The following is a 17,012-nucleotide window of genomic DNA, read 5'->3' on the forward strand; positions in this document are numbered from 1 at the left end:
TCTTCGATCTCTCCGGCTATTCGACGACCTTCGGCACAACGAAATAACGATCGTCGACCACGGGCGCGTTTTTCACCACGTCGTCTGCGATCTCGCCGTCCGTCACCTTGTCGTCCCGCGTCTTGAGCTTCTGCGCCACGACCCGCGTCATCGGCTCGACGTCGTTCGTGTCGACCTCTCCGAGCTGCTCGACCCAGGTCAGAATGCCCGTAAGCTCGCTTTCGAGGCTTTTCGCCTCGTCGTCCGTGATGCTGATCCGCGCCAAACGCGCGATGCGCCGCACGGTGTTCTCGTCAACCTGCATGGGGCCGCCCTGATACCAAAAGGGGACGCGGCGGAGCCGCCGCGTGGTTCCTCATAGCGGGAGCGACAGACGCGCGCAACAGCGGCCCCGGCACTCAGTATTTCCGATACTGAGCCATGAAGGGCCCTAGAATATCGGAGAAATCGTCGGTCCAGGGGCGGACGGTGGGGCGGACGATGTCGCGCGAGCCCTCGACGTGCCGGAAGCGCTCGATGGTCGCCTTGTCCTTGCCGATCAGCACGACCGTCGAGCCGGTCTTGACGTAACCGTCGTCCACGAAGTCCTCGATGACCAGGGCATGGAGCTCCACGTCGAGGGTGGGGAGGGTGGCGGCGAGGACCTCTTCGAGGTCGAGGTAGCGATTCGAGATGTGGAGCACGGCCACGCCGCGCGTCTTCAGTTTCGAGGCGTAGAGGGTGAGCGCCTCGGCCGTCATCATGTGGACCGGGATCGCATCGGAGGAGAACGCGTCCACGATCATGAGGTCGTAGCTGTCGATTTCCTCTCTCGCGAACGTGAGACGCGCGTCGCCAAGCACCACCTCCGCGTTCGGCTGGCAGTTGGAGAGGAAGGTGAAGTTGCGCGACTTCGCGATCTCGACCACGACGGGGTCGATCTCGAAGAAGCGCCACGTCTCGCCGGGAGCGGAGTAGCAGGCGAGAGACCCCGCACCGAGGCCGATGACACCAAATTTGCCTTTCACGCCCTCGTGCTGGTTGATCATGCTCGTCAGCCGGATCGCGGACGCCATCGGGCTCTCGGGGTGGTAGTAGGTCGCGGGCGTCACGTCGGCGACGGACTTGCCTTCCTCGTCCCGGATGCGTTGGGCGCCGTGCAGCGTCGTGCCGTGCTGGAGCACGTTGAACTCGCCGTCCATCGACTGGATGACGCGATAGACGCCGAAGTAGCTGCGCTGCGCGTCGCCGCGATGGACGCCGGACGGCAGGAGAACGACCGTCAAATACATGCCGAGCGCCGCCACCAGCATATGCGGCGGGAAATACCAGAGCGCGAGAGCGACAAGTGCGAATATTGCCGCGATGTCGGTCGTCGTGCCCCAGCGGCCGAAGTGGAGATCGTAATCGAACGCGAGCGTGGGGCCCCAGGCGATGAGCGCCCATCCGCCGACGACGAGCGCGGCCATGCCCGCCCATTGGACGCGCGAGCGGCTCATCAGATCCATCGCGCCCGGACGGCAGGCGAACGTGAGGGCGAGCAGCAGCGGGTATTCGAACACTTCCGAGAAGATGCGAGGCGCGAGAAGAGCCGCGAAGATGCCGCCCAGCACGCCGCCGACCGACATCCACATGTAGAATTCGGTGAGATTGCGCGCGTCCGGGCGGGCCTCGTAGAGCGTGCGGTGGGCAACGAGCGTGGACGCTACGAAGGCTGCGATACCGTAACCCGCGGCATAGAACCAGGTCTCCTTTTCCGTCTGAGAGAGCTGGAGCAACGCCAGGACGACCGCCACGGCATGGGCCGTCAGCAGCACAGAACGCGGGATGAGCGCACGCTCGCGGAACACGATGACGAACGTCAGCAGATAGAGCGCGAGCGGCACCACCCAGACGAGGGGCGCGGAGGCCACGTCGGTCGCGATGTGGTTCGTAAACGCCGTGAGCAACGCGGACGGGACGAACGCGAGGCCAACCCAGCCCAAACGGGCGTTCCAGGCCGGCGCATGAAGCGAGGCCGCGGCGGTTGCTGCCGGGCTCGCCGCGTCCGCGCCGTTCTCTCCCTCGGCTGCCACGGCGCGAACGCGCAGGAAGCAAAGGCCCAGCGCCACCACCAGCGCCGCAAACCCCGCCGTCCAGACGATCGCGAGCGTCTTCAGGCCGAAGACGGGCTCGAAGACGAACGGATATCCAAGGAGCGCGATCAGGCTGCCGAGGTTCGAGGCGGCGTAGAGGAAATAGGGGTCCGCACTCGCCTTGTGTCCGGCACGCGAGAACCAGGCCTGAAGCAGCGGCGCGTTTGCGGCCACGGTGGCAAAGGGAATGCCGATGGCAACGGCAAACAGGCCGAGTTGCCAGAGGTAGGCATCGCCGGGGGGCGGCTCGGACCAGCCTGCCGGGATGGCGATCGGGAGGAACAGGAACGCGAAGGCGGAAAGGGCGAGATGGATAAAGCCAGTAGACGCGGCCGGCACATGACGCACAAGCAGATGCGCATAGCCGTATCCGACGAGAAGGGCGCCCTGGAAGAACAGCAGAGCCACGGCCCACACGGACGGCGCACCGCCTAGCAGCGGGAGCACCATCTTGGCGAACATCGGCTGGATCAGAAACAGCAGGAAGGCCGAAAGGAACGTGGTGGCCGTGAAGATCCCTAAGGTGCCCCAAGCGCGATGTGCGGTTGCGCCTCCCAGGGCGATGGGCTCAATTTCGGAAGGTGTCGTCACTGTTTCCCCTGGACCTCGCGCCGTTGGACCTCGCCGCTTTCCCGCCAAAAAGCTGCCGGTGCGGCCTTCGCCGCCGCCGGGACCATAAACGGGATGGGCCGTCCTGTCAGGGGTTGCGCACAAGAACATTGCATCGGCGCACGAGGCGCGGTTAACCCCCTCCGGTCACGTACGTTAGAGCGCACACGCATCGGGCCGGTCTCGTATCGCGGCGGCATCGACTACGATGTTGGCGACCCGAGCCCGAGGCCCCATAACCGAAGCCCTATGAGCGAGCCCCCCATGACCGATCCGTCTCCCACACCTCCGCGCGGCATCACCACGGACGATGCGGAAACGTTTGCGGGGCTGGTTGCTTCGGGGCGCCTGATCGGGATCGATGCGGGCACGAAAACCCTCGGCCTTGCGCTCAGCGACACCCGGCGCAGCATCGCCTCCGCGCTTGAGACGATCCGGCGAACGAAATTCACGGCCGACGCGAAGCGTCTTCTCGATCTCACGCAAGAGCATGGCGTGGTCGGCTTCGTGCTCGGGCTGCCCGCCAACATGGACGGCAGCGAAGGGCCGCGTGCCCAGGCTTCGCGCGCGTTCGCGCGCAACATGAACGGATTGTCGCCGCTCCCCATTCTGCTGTGGGACGAGCGGCTTACAACGCTCGAAGCCGAGCGGATGCTGATCGCGGCGGATGCAAGCCGGAAGCGGCGCGCGGACGTGATCGACAAGCTTGCGGCCACGCTCATTCTGCAAGGTGCGCTGGACCGGCTGCGCAGGCTTTCCGACCCCTCGTGACCGACCGAGGATAGGTTCGTCACCGCACATCGCAGCTTGGTCAAACTGGGGTCGCACGCGCGCCGTAAAGATTGCGGAGCTTCAGCTCAGACCGAGGGCGGGCCTTCGCCGGCCGCCTACGGGTGGATGCGTTCTCGATGCGGACCAAAGCCAAAGCCATCGCCCCCGCGCACGATGCCCTTTCCGTACCGGAGGCGCAGGCCCTCGAAGGCATCCTCGCGCGGTTCCAATCCTCTAGACGCCCTGCCATCCGGCGGCTCGCACAGACCTCGCACCGGGTTGCGGATCTCGCCGTCACATATCCGGCCGCGCTCTATGCGCTCGCAAGCCGGCATGGCTCGCCCAAGCGGCGCGCACAGGCTCTCGGCCTGATCGAAGCCGGAGCACAACTGCGCGACGTGGCTGCCGCGCTCGATCTGCCGCTTTGGCTCCGGCGTCTGCCGCCCGAAGCGTTCACGGGCAAACTCGGCGCGTTCCCCCGGTCCGACATTTTCGGGCGCAGGATTGCCAACCACCTGCCGACGGGATCGGAGCATAGCGCCTTCTGGCTCCAATCCGTCCTTTTCGGCACGCGCGCCGCCGACGAGACGTTCGCATTGTGGCTTGCGCAGCAACGCGTGTTCCTGGATCCCGGCAACCCGGAGGAGCTTTTCGGCCTCATCGCTGCTTATGCCGCGATCTCGGCCGGTCCGCCGTCGCGCGCAAAGAGCCTGATCGTCGTGCCGTGGCGTCCGGAAATGGCGCTCGACACCGCCGTCTGCGCGGCAAAGAGCTGGTTCAACCGGATGCGGCTCGTCATCCAGCTTCCGGACGGCGCGCTCACCGATCCCTGGCTCGCGGCGGGGGATGCGCGGGGGTATGACTTCGTTCCACTGCTCGACGAAAGCACCATTCTGGCCGAGGCGTCCGCGATGCAGAACTGCGCCGACCAATACGCGGACCGCTTAGCGCGCGACAAGTGCCGCTTGTTCTCCATCCGCCGCCGCGGCGTAAGGATCGCGACGCTTGAGATCGGGCCTCATCCGAGAGAAGCCGGCGTGCTCGCGATCGCCCAGCTCAAGGCGCGCCACAACCTCCCGGCGACGGCCGAAGTGTGGCAAGCCGCGCACACGTGGCTCGGCACACAGAAAGATCTCAAACGCGCCACCATCGGCGCGAGGCCGGACCGGCCGCTCGATACCGACGTCTGGAAACGTCTACTCGCCGACTACCGATCACGGAAGAACGGCGCGCCGTGGCTTCCCGAACACGCCAGCAAGGAGACGCTCACGTCCGTCGAAAACGGGATCGGCGAACTTGCACGCCGGGCGGGGATCACGTCCTGGCTGTTTACATAAGCGTCCACGAAAGGCCGACGTTAGGTCATGCGCACACGTGACGTCACGTCGCGCCGCAGAGCCTGCGAACAGTTGTCGCCTGTGTGAATCCGCGCATGCGACTTGTGTCATATGGGTCCCCGCAGCGCTCCTGCAAGCGGACACGATCGGCACCCGATTGGAGAGCGCGACAACGTTCATCTGCACGCCCCGGTTACGCCATGTTTATTCATGCCATGATGCAACCAACGTGTTCTGACATTCGTTGTAGAAAATCGTTCCGCGTTCCGGGAACAATTTCAGGCTAGAGACTTTCAAACATCGTACGACGTGCACGATTGATCCTGACGAGCGCAGGACTATCTCTAACGGGGAGCATATGACCACTCAAAGGGGAGGGGTCCACTCCGTCGGCGTCGCATATTTGCAAACCCAGCAAGAGGATTAGGCGCAATCATGAAACATGACACCTCAAGCGACCGCATCTCCTCGGCTCTGCATCTGTTGCATCGGGCCGGGCAATGCGCAGACGAACTGTTCGCGTTGAGGGTGGGAGAAGCCGGCCTGACACCGCGGCAGTACGCCGTGATGACGGCCATCGCCAACAGCGAAGAACCGAGCCAGACGACGCTCGTCGAGCGCACCGGCATCGACCGCTCCACGATGGCCGACATCGTCCGCCGCCTCACGGCGCGCGGCCTCGTTCAGCGCCGGCGTACCCGACGCGACGCGCGCCGCTATGCGGTTCGCCTCACCGACAAGGGCGAAGGCGCCTTGAGACAGGCGGAGCCTGCGGCCCGTTCCACAGACGAGCGCATTCTGTCCGCGCTCGCGCCCACGCAGCGGGACGCGTTCCTGCGGTCGCTGTCGAAGATCGTGTCCGCGGTCGAGCCGGACGACACCGGCCGGAACGGGCGAGGCTGACGCTCCGCCTGCGCCCTGTTTCATATCCGAGGGCTACGCACATGCGCCTGTGCGTAGCCCTTTTCGCATTCTGGGCATCTTCGACGGGCGTCCCGGAGGCAGTGCGGGGGCGGACCCGGACGGGCCACGGCCATTGCCGGGCGTTTCGCGAGGTCTCTTTCCCGATCCCGGTTGCCGGACGCCGCGCTGGCCGTTAGCTTTGCCCGGTTCATCCAGGATCAGGGCCGCCACACATCATGCTCGACACGCTCGCGGCTTACAGCCTGCCCGCGCTCATCGGCTACGGCCTCGGCTCCATTCCCTTCGGCCTTCTGCTCACGCGCTTCGCCGGGCTCGGCGACATCCGCACCATCGGATCCGGCAACATCGGGGCGACGAACGTCCTCAGAACTGGCCATAAGGGTCTTGCCGCGCTCACGCTACTGCTGGACGGCCTCAAAGGTACGCTCGCCGTTGTGCTCGGCTCGCTCGTCGCCGGTGCGCAGAGCACGGAAGCGGGACTGATTGCCGGTCTCGCGGCGTTCCTCGGGCACATCTTTCCCGTCTGGCTCGGTTTCAAGGGCGGAAAGGGCGTTGCGACCTACATCGGCGTCGTGGCCGCCCTCGCCTGGCCCGGCGCGCTCGTTTTCGTCGGGCTCTGGCTCGCGGTTGCGGTTGCGCTGCGCTACTCGTCGCTGGCGGCGCTTATCGCGAGTGCTGCGACGCCCGTTGCACTGGTCGCGCTCGGGTGGACCAACGAAGGGCTGGCCGCGCTCGTCATGTCGATCTTCCTCTTCGGGAAGCATTCGGCCAACATCAGCCGGTTGTTGAAAGGCGAGGAGCCCAGGATCGGTGCCAAATCGTGATCCCGAGGATCTGTTCACGCCCGCACCGCTCCCCGTCGCGCCACTCGACGCGGACGAACGCCTCGCCTGTCTCCGGCTGATCCGTTCGAGCCAGGTCGGCCCCGTCACGTTCCGCGAATTGATCAATCATTGCGGCGGAGCCCGCCAGGCACTGGCTGCCCTCCCCCAGTTGTCGCGCCGCGCCGGGCGGCCCGCACGCGTCTGCTCCGAAGCGGACGCCGAAGCCGAGCTCAAGGCGGCGGAGAAAGCGGGCGCCCGGCCGGTCTTCACGATCGAGCCCGGCTATCCACAGACGCTGGCCGCGCTTGATACGCCGCCGCCTATGGTCTACCTGAAGGGGCGGAGCGAGTTGCTGGGGCTCTCCGCCATTGCAGTCGTCGGTTCGCGTCAGGCCTCAGCCGCCGGCCTCAAGCTCGCCCGGCTGTTCGCAAGGAGGCTTGCGGAGGCCGGTTTCTCGATCGTCTCGGGGCTCGCGCGCGGCGTGGACGCGGCCGCGCACGAGGCGAGCCTGATGCATGGGACGGTCGCGGTGCTGGCGGGCGGCATCGACATCGTTTATCCGCCCGAACACGCGAGCTTGCAGGCCCGGATCGGCGAAGAGGGCTGCCTCGTGACGGAACTGCCGCCGGGGTTCGTTCCGCGCGGACGTGACTTCCCTCGCCGCAACCGGCTGGTCTCAGGTCTTTCGCGCGGCGTCGTCGTCATCGAGGCGGCGCGGCGCTCGGGCTCGCTCGTCACCGCCCGCCTGGCCGGCGAGCAAGGACGCGAGATTTTCGCCGTCCCGGGCCACCCGCTGGATCCCCGCGCGGAGGGCACCAATCAGCTCCTCAAGTCCGGAGCAACGCTCGTCACCCAGCCCGAGGACGTCATCGACGCGTTGGGACCGCAGCTTCATCTGCGTCCGGCCGGAATGACCGAGGAGACATCCGCCCCCGTCTTCGCCCCGGCGTTCGCGGCCCAAGACGTCGGCGCTCTCGACGCGCGAGGCGAGCCCACCGACAGCGAGCGGGCGCGGGTTCTCGCTGCGCTTGGGCCTCATCCCGTGGACATCGACACACTTGCGCGTGCGATCGGCCTCGGGGCGCGGGAGGTGCGCGTGCTTCTACTCGATCTCGATCTCGCAGGAGAGATCGCCCGCCACGGCTCGCAACTCGTGTCCCGGACGATCCGCTAGGTGCGCCAGATTAAACGTTATCGCGCGAACGAAGCCTTGCTTCCGAATGGGCCACGTCTAGAATTCCGGCCAACGTGGTGAGCCGCTGGCTGCGCGCCATAGCCTTCAATTGAAGAATGAGATCGGCAATATACTCAAGTTGCTCTTTGAGGGACGCACTTTGCGCGCGAGCCCCGTCTCCGTTTCCTTTTGGCACTTTCGCAGCTCCCTCGTTGCATCAGCCGTTCGTCCAGCTGCACACATTACATTAACCCTGCAAATCAGAAGTTGCAATTTTATTTTATGCATCCTTTGATTGTGACAAAGTCGCATGCTCCGAGCCTTCCCTTGCTTGACACTGGAGCGGGCAGGCTTCTAGAACGGCCACACTCGCTGGCACTCCCCTGGTGAAAGTGCCACGCGTGTCGGGCCGCGCAAAAAGCGCCCGCCCCTTCCCATTCTCAGTGGAGTTCAGAGCCTCATGTCATTCCGCCCCCTGCATGATCGCGTCGTCGTCAAGCGCGTGGACAGCGAGACCAAGACCGCCGGTGGCATCATCATTCCCGACACGGCTGCCGAAAAGCCTCAGCAGGGCGAGGTCGTGGCTGTCGGTCCCGGTACGCGCGACGATGCCGGCAAGCTCACGGCGCTCGACGTCAAAGCCGGCGACAAGGTGCTGTTCGGCAAGTGGAGCGGCACGGAAGTGAAGATCGACGGCGTCGACCTCCTCATCATGAAGGAGAGCGACATCCTGGGCGTCATCGAGAAGTAAGGGCGCGCCCCTCTCAATCGCACCGGGCTCCGGCGCGTACGCCCGCTCGTCGTTTCGACCCTGACATTCCAATCAGTCCCCCAATCTGGAGGTTGCCCTTATGGCTGCCAAAGACGTTCGCTTTTCCACCGAGGCCCGCGACAAGATTCTTCGCGGCGTCGATACGCTCGCCAATGCCGTCAAAGTGACGCTCGGCCCCAAGGGCCGCAACGTCGTGATCGAGAGGAGCTTCGGTGCTCCGCGCACGACCAAGGACGGCGTCTCTGTCGCCAAGGAAATCGAGCTTGAGGACAAGCTTGAGAACATGGGCGCGCAGATGGTGCGCGAAGCCGCCCAGAAAACCAACGATATCGCCGGTGACGGCACCACAACGGCGTGCGTGCTCACGCAGGCCATCGTGCGCGAAGGCCTCAAGGCCGTCGCCGCGGGCATGAACCCGATGGACCTCAAGCGCGGCATCGAGAAGGCCGTGGCGCAGGTCGTCGAAGAGATCGAGTCCAAGGCAAAGAAGGTCAAGAACTCGGGCGAGATCGCCCAGGTCGGGACCATCTCGGCCAACGGCGAAAAGGCAATCGGCGACATGATTGCCGAGGCCATGCAGAAGGTCGGTAACGAGGGCGTCATCACGGTCGAGGAGGCGAAGAGCCTGGAGACCGAACTCGACGTCGTCGAGGGCATGCAGTTCGACCGCGGTTATCTCTCGCCCTATTTCATCACCAATGCCGACAAGATGATTGCGGAGCTGGACGATCCCTACATCCTGATTCACGAGAAGAAGCTGTCGAGCCTGCAGCCGCTGCTGCCGCTGCTCGAAGCCGTCGTGCAGACAGGCAAGCCGCTTCTCATCATCGCCGAAGAGGTCGAGGGCGAAGCGCTCGCGACGCTCGTCGTCAACAAGCTGCGCGGCGGCCTCAAGATCGCTGCCGTCAAGGCGCCGGGCTTCGGCGACCGCCGCAAGGCCATGCTTGAGGACATCGCCGTTCTCACGCGCGGCCAGACGGTGAGCGAAGACCTCGGCATCAAGCTTGAGAACGTCACCATCGACATGCTGGGCCGCGCCAAGCGCGTGTCCATCAGCAAGGACAACACGACCATCGTCGACGGCGCCGGCAAGAAGAAGGAGATCGAGTCGCGCGTCAGCCAGATCAAGGCGCAGATCGAGGAAACCACCTCGGACTACGACCGCGAGAAGTTGCAGGAGCGCCTTGCGAAGCTCGCCGGCGGCGTTGCCGTGATCAAGGTCGGCGGCGTCACCGAGGTGGAAGTGAAGGAGCGTAAGGATCGCGTCGACGACGCGCTCAACGCGACGCGGGCCGCCGTCGAGGAAGGCGTGGTGCCGGGCGGCGGCGTGGCGCTGCTGAAGGCAACGACGGCGATCACCGCCAAGGGCGACAACGACGACCAGGCGGCCGGTATCGCCATCGTGCGGCGCGCCCTGCAGGCTCCGATCCGCCAGATCGCCGAGAACGCCGGCACCGAGGGCTCGATCGTGGTCGGCCGCGTGCTCGAATCCAAGGGGTCCACCTTCGGCTACGACGCGCAGACCGACACCTACGGCGACCTGATCGAAAAGGGCATCATCGATCCGGCCAAGGTGGTGCGCACGGCACTCCAGGACGCCGCTTCGATCGCTGGCCTCCTGATCACGACCGAAGCCGCCATCGCGGAAGCCCCGCGCAAGGACGACGGCCATTCGCACGGCCCGGCCGGCATGGGTGGTATGGGCGGAATGGGTGGCATGGGCATGTAAGCCCGCACGCCCTTCAGCATCTTTGGAATGCGCCCGCAGGAGTCGATCCTGCGGGCGTTTTTGTTGCGGATTTCCGCAGGGCGCGCCGATCAGAAAAACCTATCGCTTCCATATGGCAAACGCACTTGCGCTTATTGATCGCCTCCGATACCTATTCTGGAAACTCTCTAAACAAGGGCAGCACACCATGATCGCCACACGGCGCGTCGAACACGCGCCCAAACGCTGACGGCGACAGCTTCGGCCGGTGGCGCGCCTTAAGGCGGACACGGGAGAGCGCGGGATCGCCTCTCACCTGCTCTCCGCGGTCATCGACGGCGCGGCTGCCAAGCCCCATCGAACAGATTTCCAAGTCACCATCGGAGGGATGTATGGACGCGAAAACGGAAGAAACGAGCACGGGTCAATGCCCGTTCGGGCACGCCTCGGCAGGCGGCACGGGCAACAAGCACTGGTGGCCCAACCAGCTCCCCATCGACCTGCTCAGCCAGCACTCGTCCAAATCCGACCCGCTCGGCCAGGCCTTCGACTACCGTAAGGAGTTCGAGAAGCTCGATTACGCCGCGCTGAAAAACGACCTGCGTAAGCTGATGACGGATTCGCAGAGCTGGTGGCCGGCCGACTTCGGCCATTACGGTCCGCAGTTCGTCCGCATGGCGTGGCACAGCGCGGGCACCTATCGCGTCGGCGACGGCCGGGGCGGCGGCGGTCGCGGACAGCAGCGCTTCGCGCCGCTCAACAGCTGGCCGGACAACGTCAACATCGACAAGTCGCGCCGCCTCCTGTGGCCGATCAAGCAGAAGTACGGACAGAAGATTTCCTGGGCGGACCTCATCATCCTCACGGGCAACGTCGCGCTCGAAACCATGGGCTTCCGCACGTTCGGTTTCGCCGCCGGGCGCGAGGATACCTGGGAGCCCGACCAGGACGTCTACTGGGGCCGCGAGACCACATGGCTCGCGCTCAGCAACGACCCCAGCAACAAGAGCAGCCGGTATTCCGGCGAGCGTGACCTCGAAAACCCGCTCGCGGCGGTGCAGATGGGCCTCATCTACGTCAACCCGGAAGGTCCCGACGGCAACCCCGACCCGATCGCAGCCGCGAAGGACATCCGAGAGACGTTCAAGCGCATGGCGATGAACGACGAGGAAACCGTTGCGCTCATCGGGGGCGGGCACACGTTCGGCAAGACGCACGGCGCGGCTGCCGAATCCTACAAAGGCGCGGATCCGGAAGCGGGCGATCTCGAAGCGCAGGGCTTGGGCTGGACCAGCAGCTTCGGCACGGGACATGGCGCCGACGCCATCGGCAGCGGCCTCGACGTCACCTGGACGCAGACGCCCGCACAGTGGAGCAACTTCTTCTTCGAGAACCTGTTCAAGTTCGAATGGGAGCTTGAGAAATCTCCGGCCGGCGCCAACCAGTGGGTGGCGAAGGACGCCGGTGACATCATCCCCGATGCGCACGATCCTTCGAAGAAGCGCAAGCCGACCATGCTGACGACGGATCTCTCGCTGAGGTTCGATCCCGAATACGAGAAGATCTCTCGGCGCTTCCTGGAAGATCCGCAGGCGTTTGCAGAGGCGTTTGCCCGCGCGTGGTTCAAGCTGACCCATCGCGATCTCGGTCCGCGTTCCCGCTATATCGGCCCTGAAGTGCCGAAGGAAGAGCTGATCTGGGAAGATCCGATTCCTTCCGTTGACCACCCGCCGATCGACGACGCGGACGCCGCTGCGCTCAAGGCCAGCGTGCTCGCAGCCGGGCTCACCGTGTCCGAACTTGTCGGTACGGCCTGGGCCGCGGCCTCCACGTTCCGTGGCGGCGACAAGCGCGGAGGCGCCAACGGCGCACGCATCCGCCTCAGCCCCCAGAAGGATTGGGAGGTCAACCAGCCCGAGCAACTGGCCAAAGTTCTGAAGGCGCTCGAACGCATTCAATTCGAGTTCAATCAGGCGCAGAGCACCGAGAAAAAGGTGTCGCTCGCGGATCTGATCGTGCTCGCGGGCAATGCGGGTGTCGAACAGGCGGCAAAAGCAGCCGGGCACGATGTGACCGTTCCGTTCGCGCCGGGCCGCGGGGACGCCTCGCAAAAGCAGACGGACGTCGAGTCTTTCTCGTACCTGGAGCCCGTTGCCGACGGTTTCCGGAATTACCAGAAGACCCGCTACGCGGTCCCGGCCGAGGCATTGCTGATCGACAAAGCACAACTGCTGACGCTGACCGCGCCCGAGCTCACGGTGTTGATCGGTGGCCTGCGCGCGATCAACATCAACACCGGCAGTTCCAAGCACGGCGTGCTCACCGACAAACCCGGTGCGCTGACCAACGATTTCTTCGTCAACCTGCTCGACATGTGCACGGAGTGGAAGCCGATCTCGGACGCGAAAGACGTGTTCGAGGGTCGTGACCGCGCGACGGGCGAGGTCAAGTGGACGGGGACGCGCGTCGATCTCGTGTTCGGGTCGAACTCGATCCTGCGCTCTCTCGCCGAGGTTTACGCCAGCTCCGACGCGAAGGAGAAGTTCGTGCAGGACTTCGTGGCGGCGTGGACTAAGGTGATGAACGCCGACCGTTTCGATCTCGCAGCCTGATCGCACAGGTCGACGCAAAAAAATCAGGGCGGCGTTCAGATCGAACACCGCCCTATTTTCTTGCAAGCGCTCCAGGCCGCTCTTACTCCGCCGCATCCTTCGACAGGAAGCCGCCGGACTGGCGTGCCCAAAGACGCGCATAAAGCCCGCCCTTGCGCAGCAATTCGGCGTGGCTGCCCTGCTCCACGATGCGCCCGCCGTCCACCACGACGAGGCGGTCCATGGCGGCAATGGTCGACAGCCGATGCGCGATGGCAATCACGGTCTTGCCGGTCATCAGCGTTTCCAGGCTTTCCTGGATGGCGGCTTCCACCTCGCTGTCGAGCGCGCTCGTCGCTTCGTCCAGGATCAGAATCGGTGCGTTCTTGAGCAGCACGCGCGCGATGGCGATGCGCTGGCGTTGCCCGCCGGACAACTTCACCCCACGTTCTCCCACGTGGGCCGCATAACCGCGACGCCCGCGCAAGTCCTCAAGGCGCTCGATGAACTCGTGCGCGTGCGCCTGCCTGGCGGCCGCGATGGCCGCCGTCTCGCTCGCCTCCGGCTTGCCGTAGAGAATATTCTCCATCACCGAGCGATGCAGCAGCGAGGTGTCCTGCGTCACGAGACCGATGCCCGCGCGCAGGCTGTCCTGGGTTACGGCCGCGATGTCCCGGCCGTCGATCAGGATGCGGCCGGATTCGAGATCGTAGAAGCGCAGCAGGATGTTGATCAGCGTGGATTTGCCCGCGCCCGACCGGCCGACAAGCCCCACCTTCTCGCCCGGCGCAATGCGCAGCGAAAAATTCTCGATGACGCTGCCCGGGTGCAGGGCCCATGAGGGCTCATCCGCTTCCCGGCCGTCTTCTTCCTCGCGGCCCGCGCGTAGCTTTCTCCGGCGCGGCTTTTCCTGACCGTAGTGGAACGTCACGTTGTCGAAGACGATCTCACCCTTCTCGATGGCGATCGGGGACGCATCCGGCTTGTCCAGCACCTGATGGGGCTCGGAAATGGTTTCCATGCCCTCGTGCACGGTGCCGAGGTTCTCGAACAGGCCGGCGACGGTCCACATCACCCACGTCGACATGTTGACGATGCGTATGGTGAGGCCGCTGATGAGCGCGATGGCGCCGAGCGTCACCGCGCCCTGGCTCCACAATGCCAGCGACAAGCCGATCATCGACACGATGAGCGCGCCGTTCAGCGTGACGATGGACATTTCCATCAGCGTCGTCAGCCGGAACTGAAGGCGCATCTTGTCGAGATGCTCCTGCATTGCCGACTGCGCGTAGCCGTCCTCGCGCTCGGTGTGGGCGAAGAGCTTGACGGTCAGGATGTTCGTGTAGCTGTCGACGATGCGACCCGTCAGCATCGAGCGCGCCTCGCTCGTCTGAACGGCCATATCCTTGAGACGCGGGACGAAGTACCAGAGCGCTGCGACATAGAAGACGAGCCAGCCGATCAAGGGTGCGATGAGGCGTACGTCCGCATCCGCGAACAGCACGATGGCCGCCATCCAGTAGACGCCGACGAACCAGAGCGCATCGATGGCTTCCGTCACGGATTCGCGTAGCGCCGGGGCCGTCTGCATCACCTTGCTCGCGACGCGGCCCGCAAAGTCGTTCTGGAAGAACGAAAGCGACTGACGCAGCGTGTAAGCGTGCGACTGCCAGCGGATGCGCGTGGTGAAGTTCCCGGCGATGATCTGGTACTTGATGAGATCGGAGAGCGTCGTGAACACGGGGCGCAGCAGCACCGCGACCAGAGCCATGAGTACGAGCACGTACCAGTTGTCGGCCAGGAACGTCTCGGGGCTCGCGGCTTCCCGCATGCGGTCGACGAGATTGCCGACGAAGGCAAACAGAGACGCCTCGACCAGGGCGCCGCAGAAGCCCACGACGATAAGGAGCGCAAACGCAGGCCAGGCCTGGCGCACGAAGTACCAGTAGAACGCCCACAGACCGTCGGGCGGGCGGACGTCGCCGCCGCCTGCGAAGGGATCAATTCGAGTTTCGAACCACCGGAACATCGGGCTCTTTCGCTTTTTCTTGTCGTTCAAACGTCCGTCGCGAGCCCGCCATCTTCCCCGATGGCGTCAACCCCTTCTCGTTTTTGCTGGATCGCGGTATGCGCTACCCCGCCATCGTGCCGAAACGATGACATCCGCAAGCCCCAGAGATGGGCACCGACAGGGAGAATGCAACCATGGCCGAAACGGCAGCCGACCTCGAAACCCGCAAATCCGCAGCCGAGGCCTGGTTCCAGACCCTGCGCGACGAGATCTGCGCGGCCTTCGAGCGCCTGGAAGCGGATCTGCCTGACACTGCTCCCCTTGGCGGCGAGGCACCCGGTCGCTTCGTGCAGACCCCGTGGGAGCGGACGGACCACACGGGCGCACCCGGCGGCGGCGGCGTCATGAGCATGATGAAGGGGCGCGTGTTCGAGAAAGTCGGCGTGCATACCTCGACCGTGTTCGGAGAATTCGCGCCCGAGTTCCGCAAGCAGATTCCAGGCACCGACGAGGATCCGCGCTTCTGGGCCTCGGGGATCTCGCTCATCGCGCATCCGCAGAACCCGAACGTTCCGGCCGTGCACATGAACACGCGCATGGTTGTGACGTCCAAGTGGTGGTTCGGGGGCGGCGCGGACCTCACGCCCGTGCTCGACCGGCGGCGCAAGGAAGATGATACCGACAGCCTCGCCTTCCACGCCGCGATGTATGGCGCATGCGCGGCGCACGAGGCCGTGGCCGATTACGCGCATTTCCGCAAGTGGTGCGACGACTACTTCTACCTACCTCACCGCAAGGAAGCGCGCGGGATCGGCGGCATCTTCTACGACTACATCACGCCCGACGAGGAAAAGGGCGGATGGGATGGCGCGCTTGCCTTCACGCAGGACGTAGGGCGCGCCTTCCAGCGCGTCTATCCGATGATCGTGCGCGGCAACTATGCGATGCCCTGGACGGACGCGGACCGCGAGGAGCAGCTCGTGCGGCGCGGGCGCTACGTGGAATACAACCTGCTCTACGACCGCGGCACGGTGTTCGGCCTCAAAACGGGCGGCAACGTGGACAGCATCCTCTCGTCGATGCCGCCCGTGGTGAAATGGCCGTAGCGGACGTTCTGGTCGGATGGAATCGCTCCAGTTCCCCTCCCCGTCATGGCGAAGCCATGCTCCGCATGGACGTGGGGAGGGGTTAGGGTGGGGAAGCCGAACAGCAGACGGTCTGGAATCCCCCCTCCTAACCTCCCCCACAAGGGGGGAGGAACACTGCGAGCCACCTGATCTGAACATCTTCCAGCGATCAGAGCCCGCCGCTCTCGATGAGGACGCGCTCGTTCATGGGCTGAACGGGCCGCGCGTTGTTGGGAAAGAGCGCGGCGAAGGCACGGATCTGCTCGGGCGACGCCGTGATGGGCTCGCGGAAGACGGTCCACGCGAGACCTTCCGAGCACGGCGGCGTGGTGAGCGATCCGCTGTAGCGGAACGCGGCGCGACCGGAAGGAAGAACGGCGAGCGGATCGAATGCGCCTTCGACGCTCATTTCCGGACCCTCGTTCGCAGGCATCGCATCGAAGATCGCCGCCAGCGCATCGTTGTGCGCACCCTTCTCGATGAAGACGCCGACGACAGCGAGATCGCCCGCCTCCGACCGATGCACGAGGTGGGCTTCCATGTCGTAGGCGCGCCCGTCGACCAGGTGTTCGCTCGGATGATGGAAGTGCATCTGGACGAGTTCGTAGCGCGTCTCGCCGATGGTCAGCGCGCTGCCCCGATCCGCATTAAGCTGGATGGTATGACCGTTGTTGACGATGCGCAGCGGAAGCGGGCGATAATCGAAGCCGAGTGCTCCTGCATCCCCCGCCGCTGCGTTCGAGAGATCGATGGGCGTCTGCTGCAGGCCGAGCGAGCAAGTCTTGAAATCGGGCGACAACGTTCCCCAGTGGTCCGGGCCGCTTGCGCCTTCGTAGGTCCACGCGTGACCTTCGCCCTGCGCGCTCATGAGCCCAGGCACAGCGCAACACGCGCATCCGGCCGCCGCCAACCTCAGAAAAGCCCGCCGCTCGATCGCCATTTCGCCCTCCGACACTCAGGTAAAGCGATCATGGTACGGACTTCGTAAACACCACGCTAAATGGGCGGCAGCGGAAACGGATCACCGTTCGCGCTGCCGCCCTGACACGA

At 64.9% G+C, this 17,012-nt stretch carries 13 protein-coding genes; 9 read left to right on the plus strand and 4 right to left on the minus strand.

What is annotated here, in order from left to right; genetic code table 11:
- Nucleotides 1-16: 16 nt before the first annotated feature.
- Together gatC and W911_RS14490 are read right to left on the minus strand one after the other, a co-directional pair.
- On the minus strand, nt 17-304 hold the full coding sequence (gatC, locus tag W911_RS14485; protein WP_023788287.1) for an Asp-tRNA(Asn)/Glu-tRNA(Gln) amidotransferase subunit GatC: 288 nt from the start codon (nt 302-304) through the stop codon (nt 17-19).
- 94 nt (nt 305-398) lie between these two features.
- Nucleotides 399-2,705 carry a fused MFS/spermidine synthase gene (locus tag W911_RS14490; protein WP_023788288.1) on the minus strand — a complete coding sequence of 769 codons (2,307 nt, stop codon included), beginning with the start codon at nt 2,703-2,705 and terminating at the stop codon, nt 399-401.
- 282 nt (nt 2,706-2,987) lie between these two features.
- Between W911_RS14490 and ruvX the strand changes: the two genes are divergently transcribed.
- The 8 genes from ruvX (at nt 2,988) to katG (ending at nt 12,845) form a co-directional block, all read left to right on the plus strand.
- Complete coding sequence (gene ruvX / locus W911_RS14495) at nt 2,988-3,494, plus strand: Holliday junction resolvase RuvX (RefSeq protein ID WP_023788289.1); 507 nt, start codon at nt 2,988-2,990, stop codon at nt 3,492-3,494.
- A gap of 137 nt (nt 3,495-3,631) precedes the next feature.
- Nucleotides 3,632-4,831 (plus strand): hypothetical protein, encoded by a 1,200-nt coding sequence (locus W911_RS14500; protein ID WP_144083622.1) that lies wholly within the window; start codon nt 3,632-3,634, stop codon nt 4,829-4,831.
- A 435-nt stretch (nt 4,832-5,266) separates the two neighbouring features.
- Nucleotides 5,267-5,734 (plus strand): MarR family winged helix-turn-helix transcriptional regulator, encoded by a 468-nt coding sequence (locus tag W911_RS14505; RefSeq protein WP_023788291.1) that lies wholly within the window; start codon nt 5,267-5,269, stop codon nt 5,732-5,734.
- 236 nt (nt 5,735-5,970) lie between these two features.
- Nucleotides 5,971-6,579 carry a glycerol-3-phosphate 1-O-acyltransferase PlsY gene (gene plsY / locus W911_RS14510; RefSeq protein WP_023788292.1) on the plus strand — a complete coding sequence of 203 codons (609 nt, stop codon included), beginning with the start codon at nt 5,971-5,973 and terminating at the stop codon, nt 6,577-6,579.
- Nucleotides 6,566-7,753: a DNA-processing protein DprA gene (gene dprA / locus W911_RS14515; protein WP_023788293.1), complete on the plus strand. Its 1,188-nt coding sequence runs from the start codon at nt 6,566-6,568 to the stop codon at nt 7,751-7,753. The genes plsY and dprA overlap by 14 nt, the downstream gene beginning before the upstream one ends.
- Before the next feature lie 460 nt (nt 7,754-8,213).
- Nucleotides 8,214-8,504 carry a co-chaperone GroES gene (gene groES, locus W911_RS14520; protein ID WP_023788294.1) on the plus strand — a complete coding sequence of 97 codons (291 nt, stop codon included), beginning with the start codon at nt 8,214-8,216 and terminating at the stop codon, nt 8,502-8,504.
- A 100-nt stretch (nt 8,505-8,604) separates the two neighbouring features.
- Nucleotides 8,605-10,254 (plus strand): chaperonin GroEL, encoded by a 1,650-nt coding sequence (gene groL, locus W911_RS14525; protein WP_023788295.1) that lies wholly within the window; start codon nt 8,605-8,607, stop codon nt 10,252-10,254.
- 371 nt (nt 10,255-10,625) lie between these two features.
- Complete coding sequence (gene katG, locus W911_RS14530) at nt 10,626-12,845, plus strand: catalase/peroxidase HPI (RefSeq protein ID WP_023788296.1); 2,220 nt, start codon at nt 10,626-10,628, stop codon at nt 12,843-12,845.
- Between the two features lie 82 nt (nt 12,846-12,927).
- Here katG and W911_RS14535 read toward each other — a convergent pair whose 3' ends face one another.
- Nucleotides 12,928-14,853, minus strand: coding sequence for an ABC transporter ATP-binding protein (locus tag W911_RS14535; protein WP_041318918.1), 1,926 nt, complete (start codon nt 14,851-14,853; stop codon nt 12,928-12,930).
- A 176-nt stretch (nt 14,854-15,029) separates the two neighbouring features.
- On the opposite strand from W911_RS14535, the gene hemF reads away from it, so the two are divergent.
- The gene (hemF, locus tag W911_RS14540; RefSeq protein WP_023788298.1) at nt 15,030-15,941 is read left to right on the plus strand and encodes an oxygen-dependent coproporphyrinogen oxidase; all 912 of its coding nucleotides are present in this window, start codon (nt 15,030-15,032) and stop codon (nt 15,939-15,941) included.
- Nucleotides 15,942-16,131: 190 nt separating this feature from the next.
- Here the strand turns inward: hemF and W911_RS14545 are convergent, their stop codons facing one another.
- Nucleotides 16,132-16,902: a carbonic anhydrase gene (locus tag W911_RS14545; protein ID WP_023788299.1), complete on the minus strand. Its 771-nt coding sequence runs from the start codon at nt 16,900-16,902 to the stop codon at nt 16,132-16,134.
- Nucleotides 16,903-17,012: the final 110 nt, after the last annotated feature.

The sequence above is a fragment of the Hyphomicrobium nitrativorans NL23 genome (assembly GCF_000503895.1).
GTDB lineage: Bacteria > Pseudomonadota > Alphaproteobacteria > Rhizobiales > Hyphomicrobiaceae > Hyphomicrobium_C > Hyphomicrobium_C nitrativorans.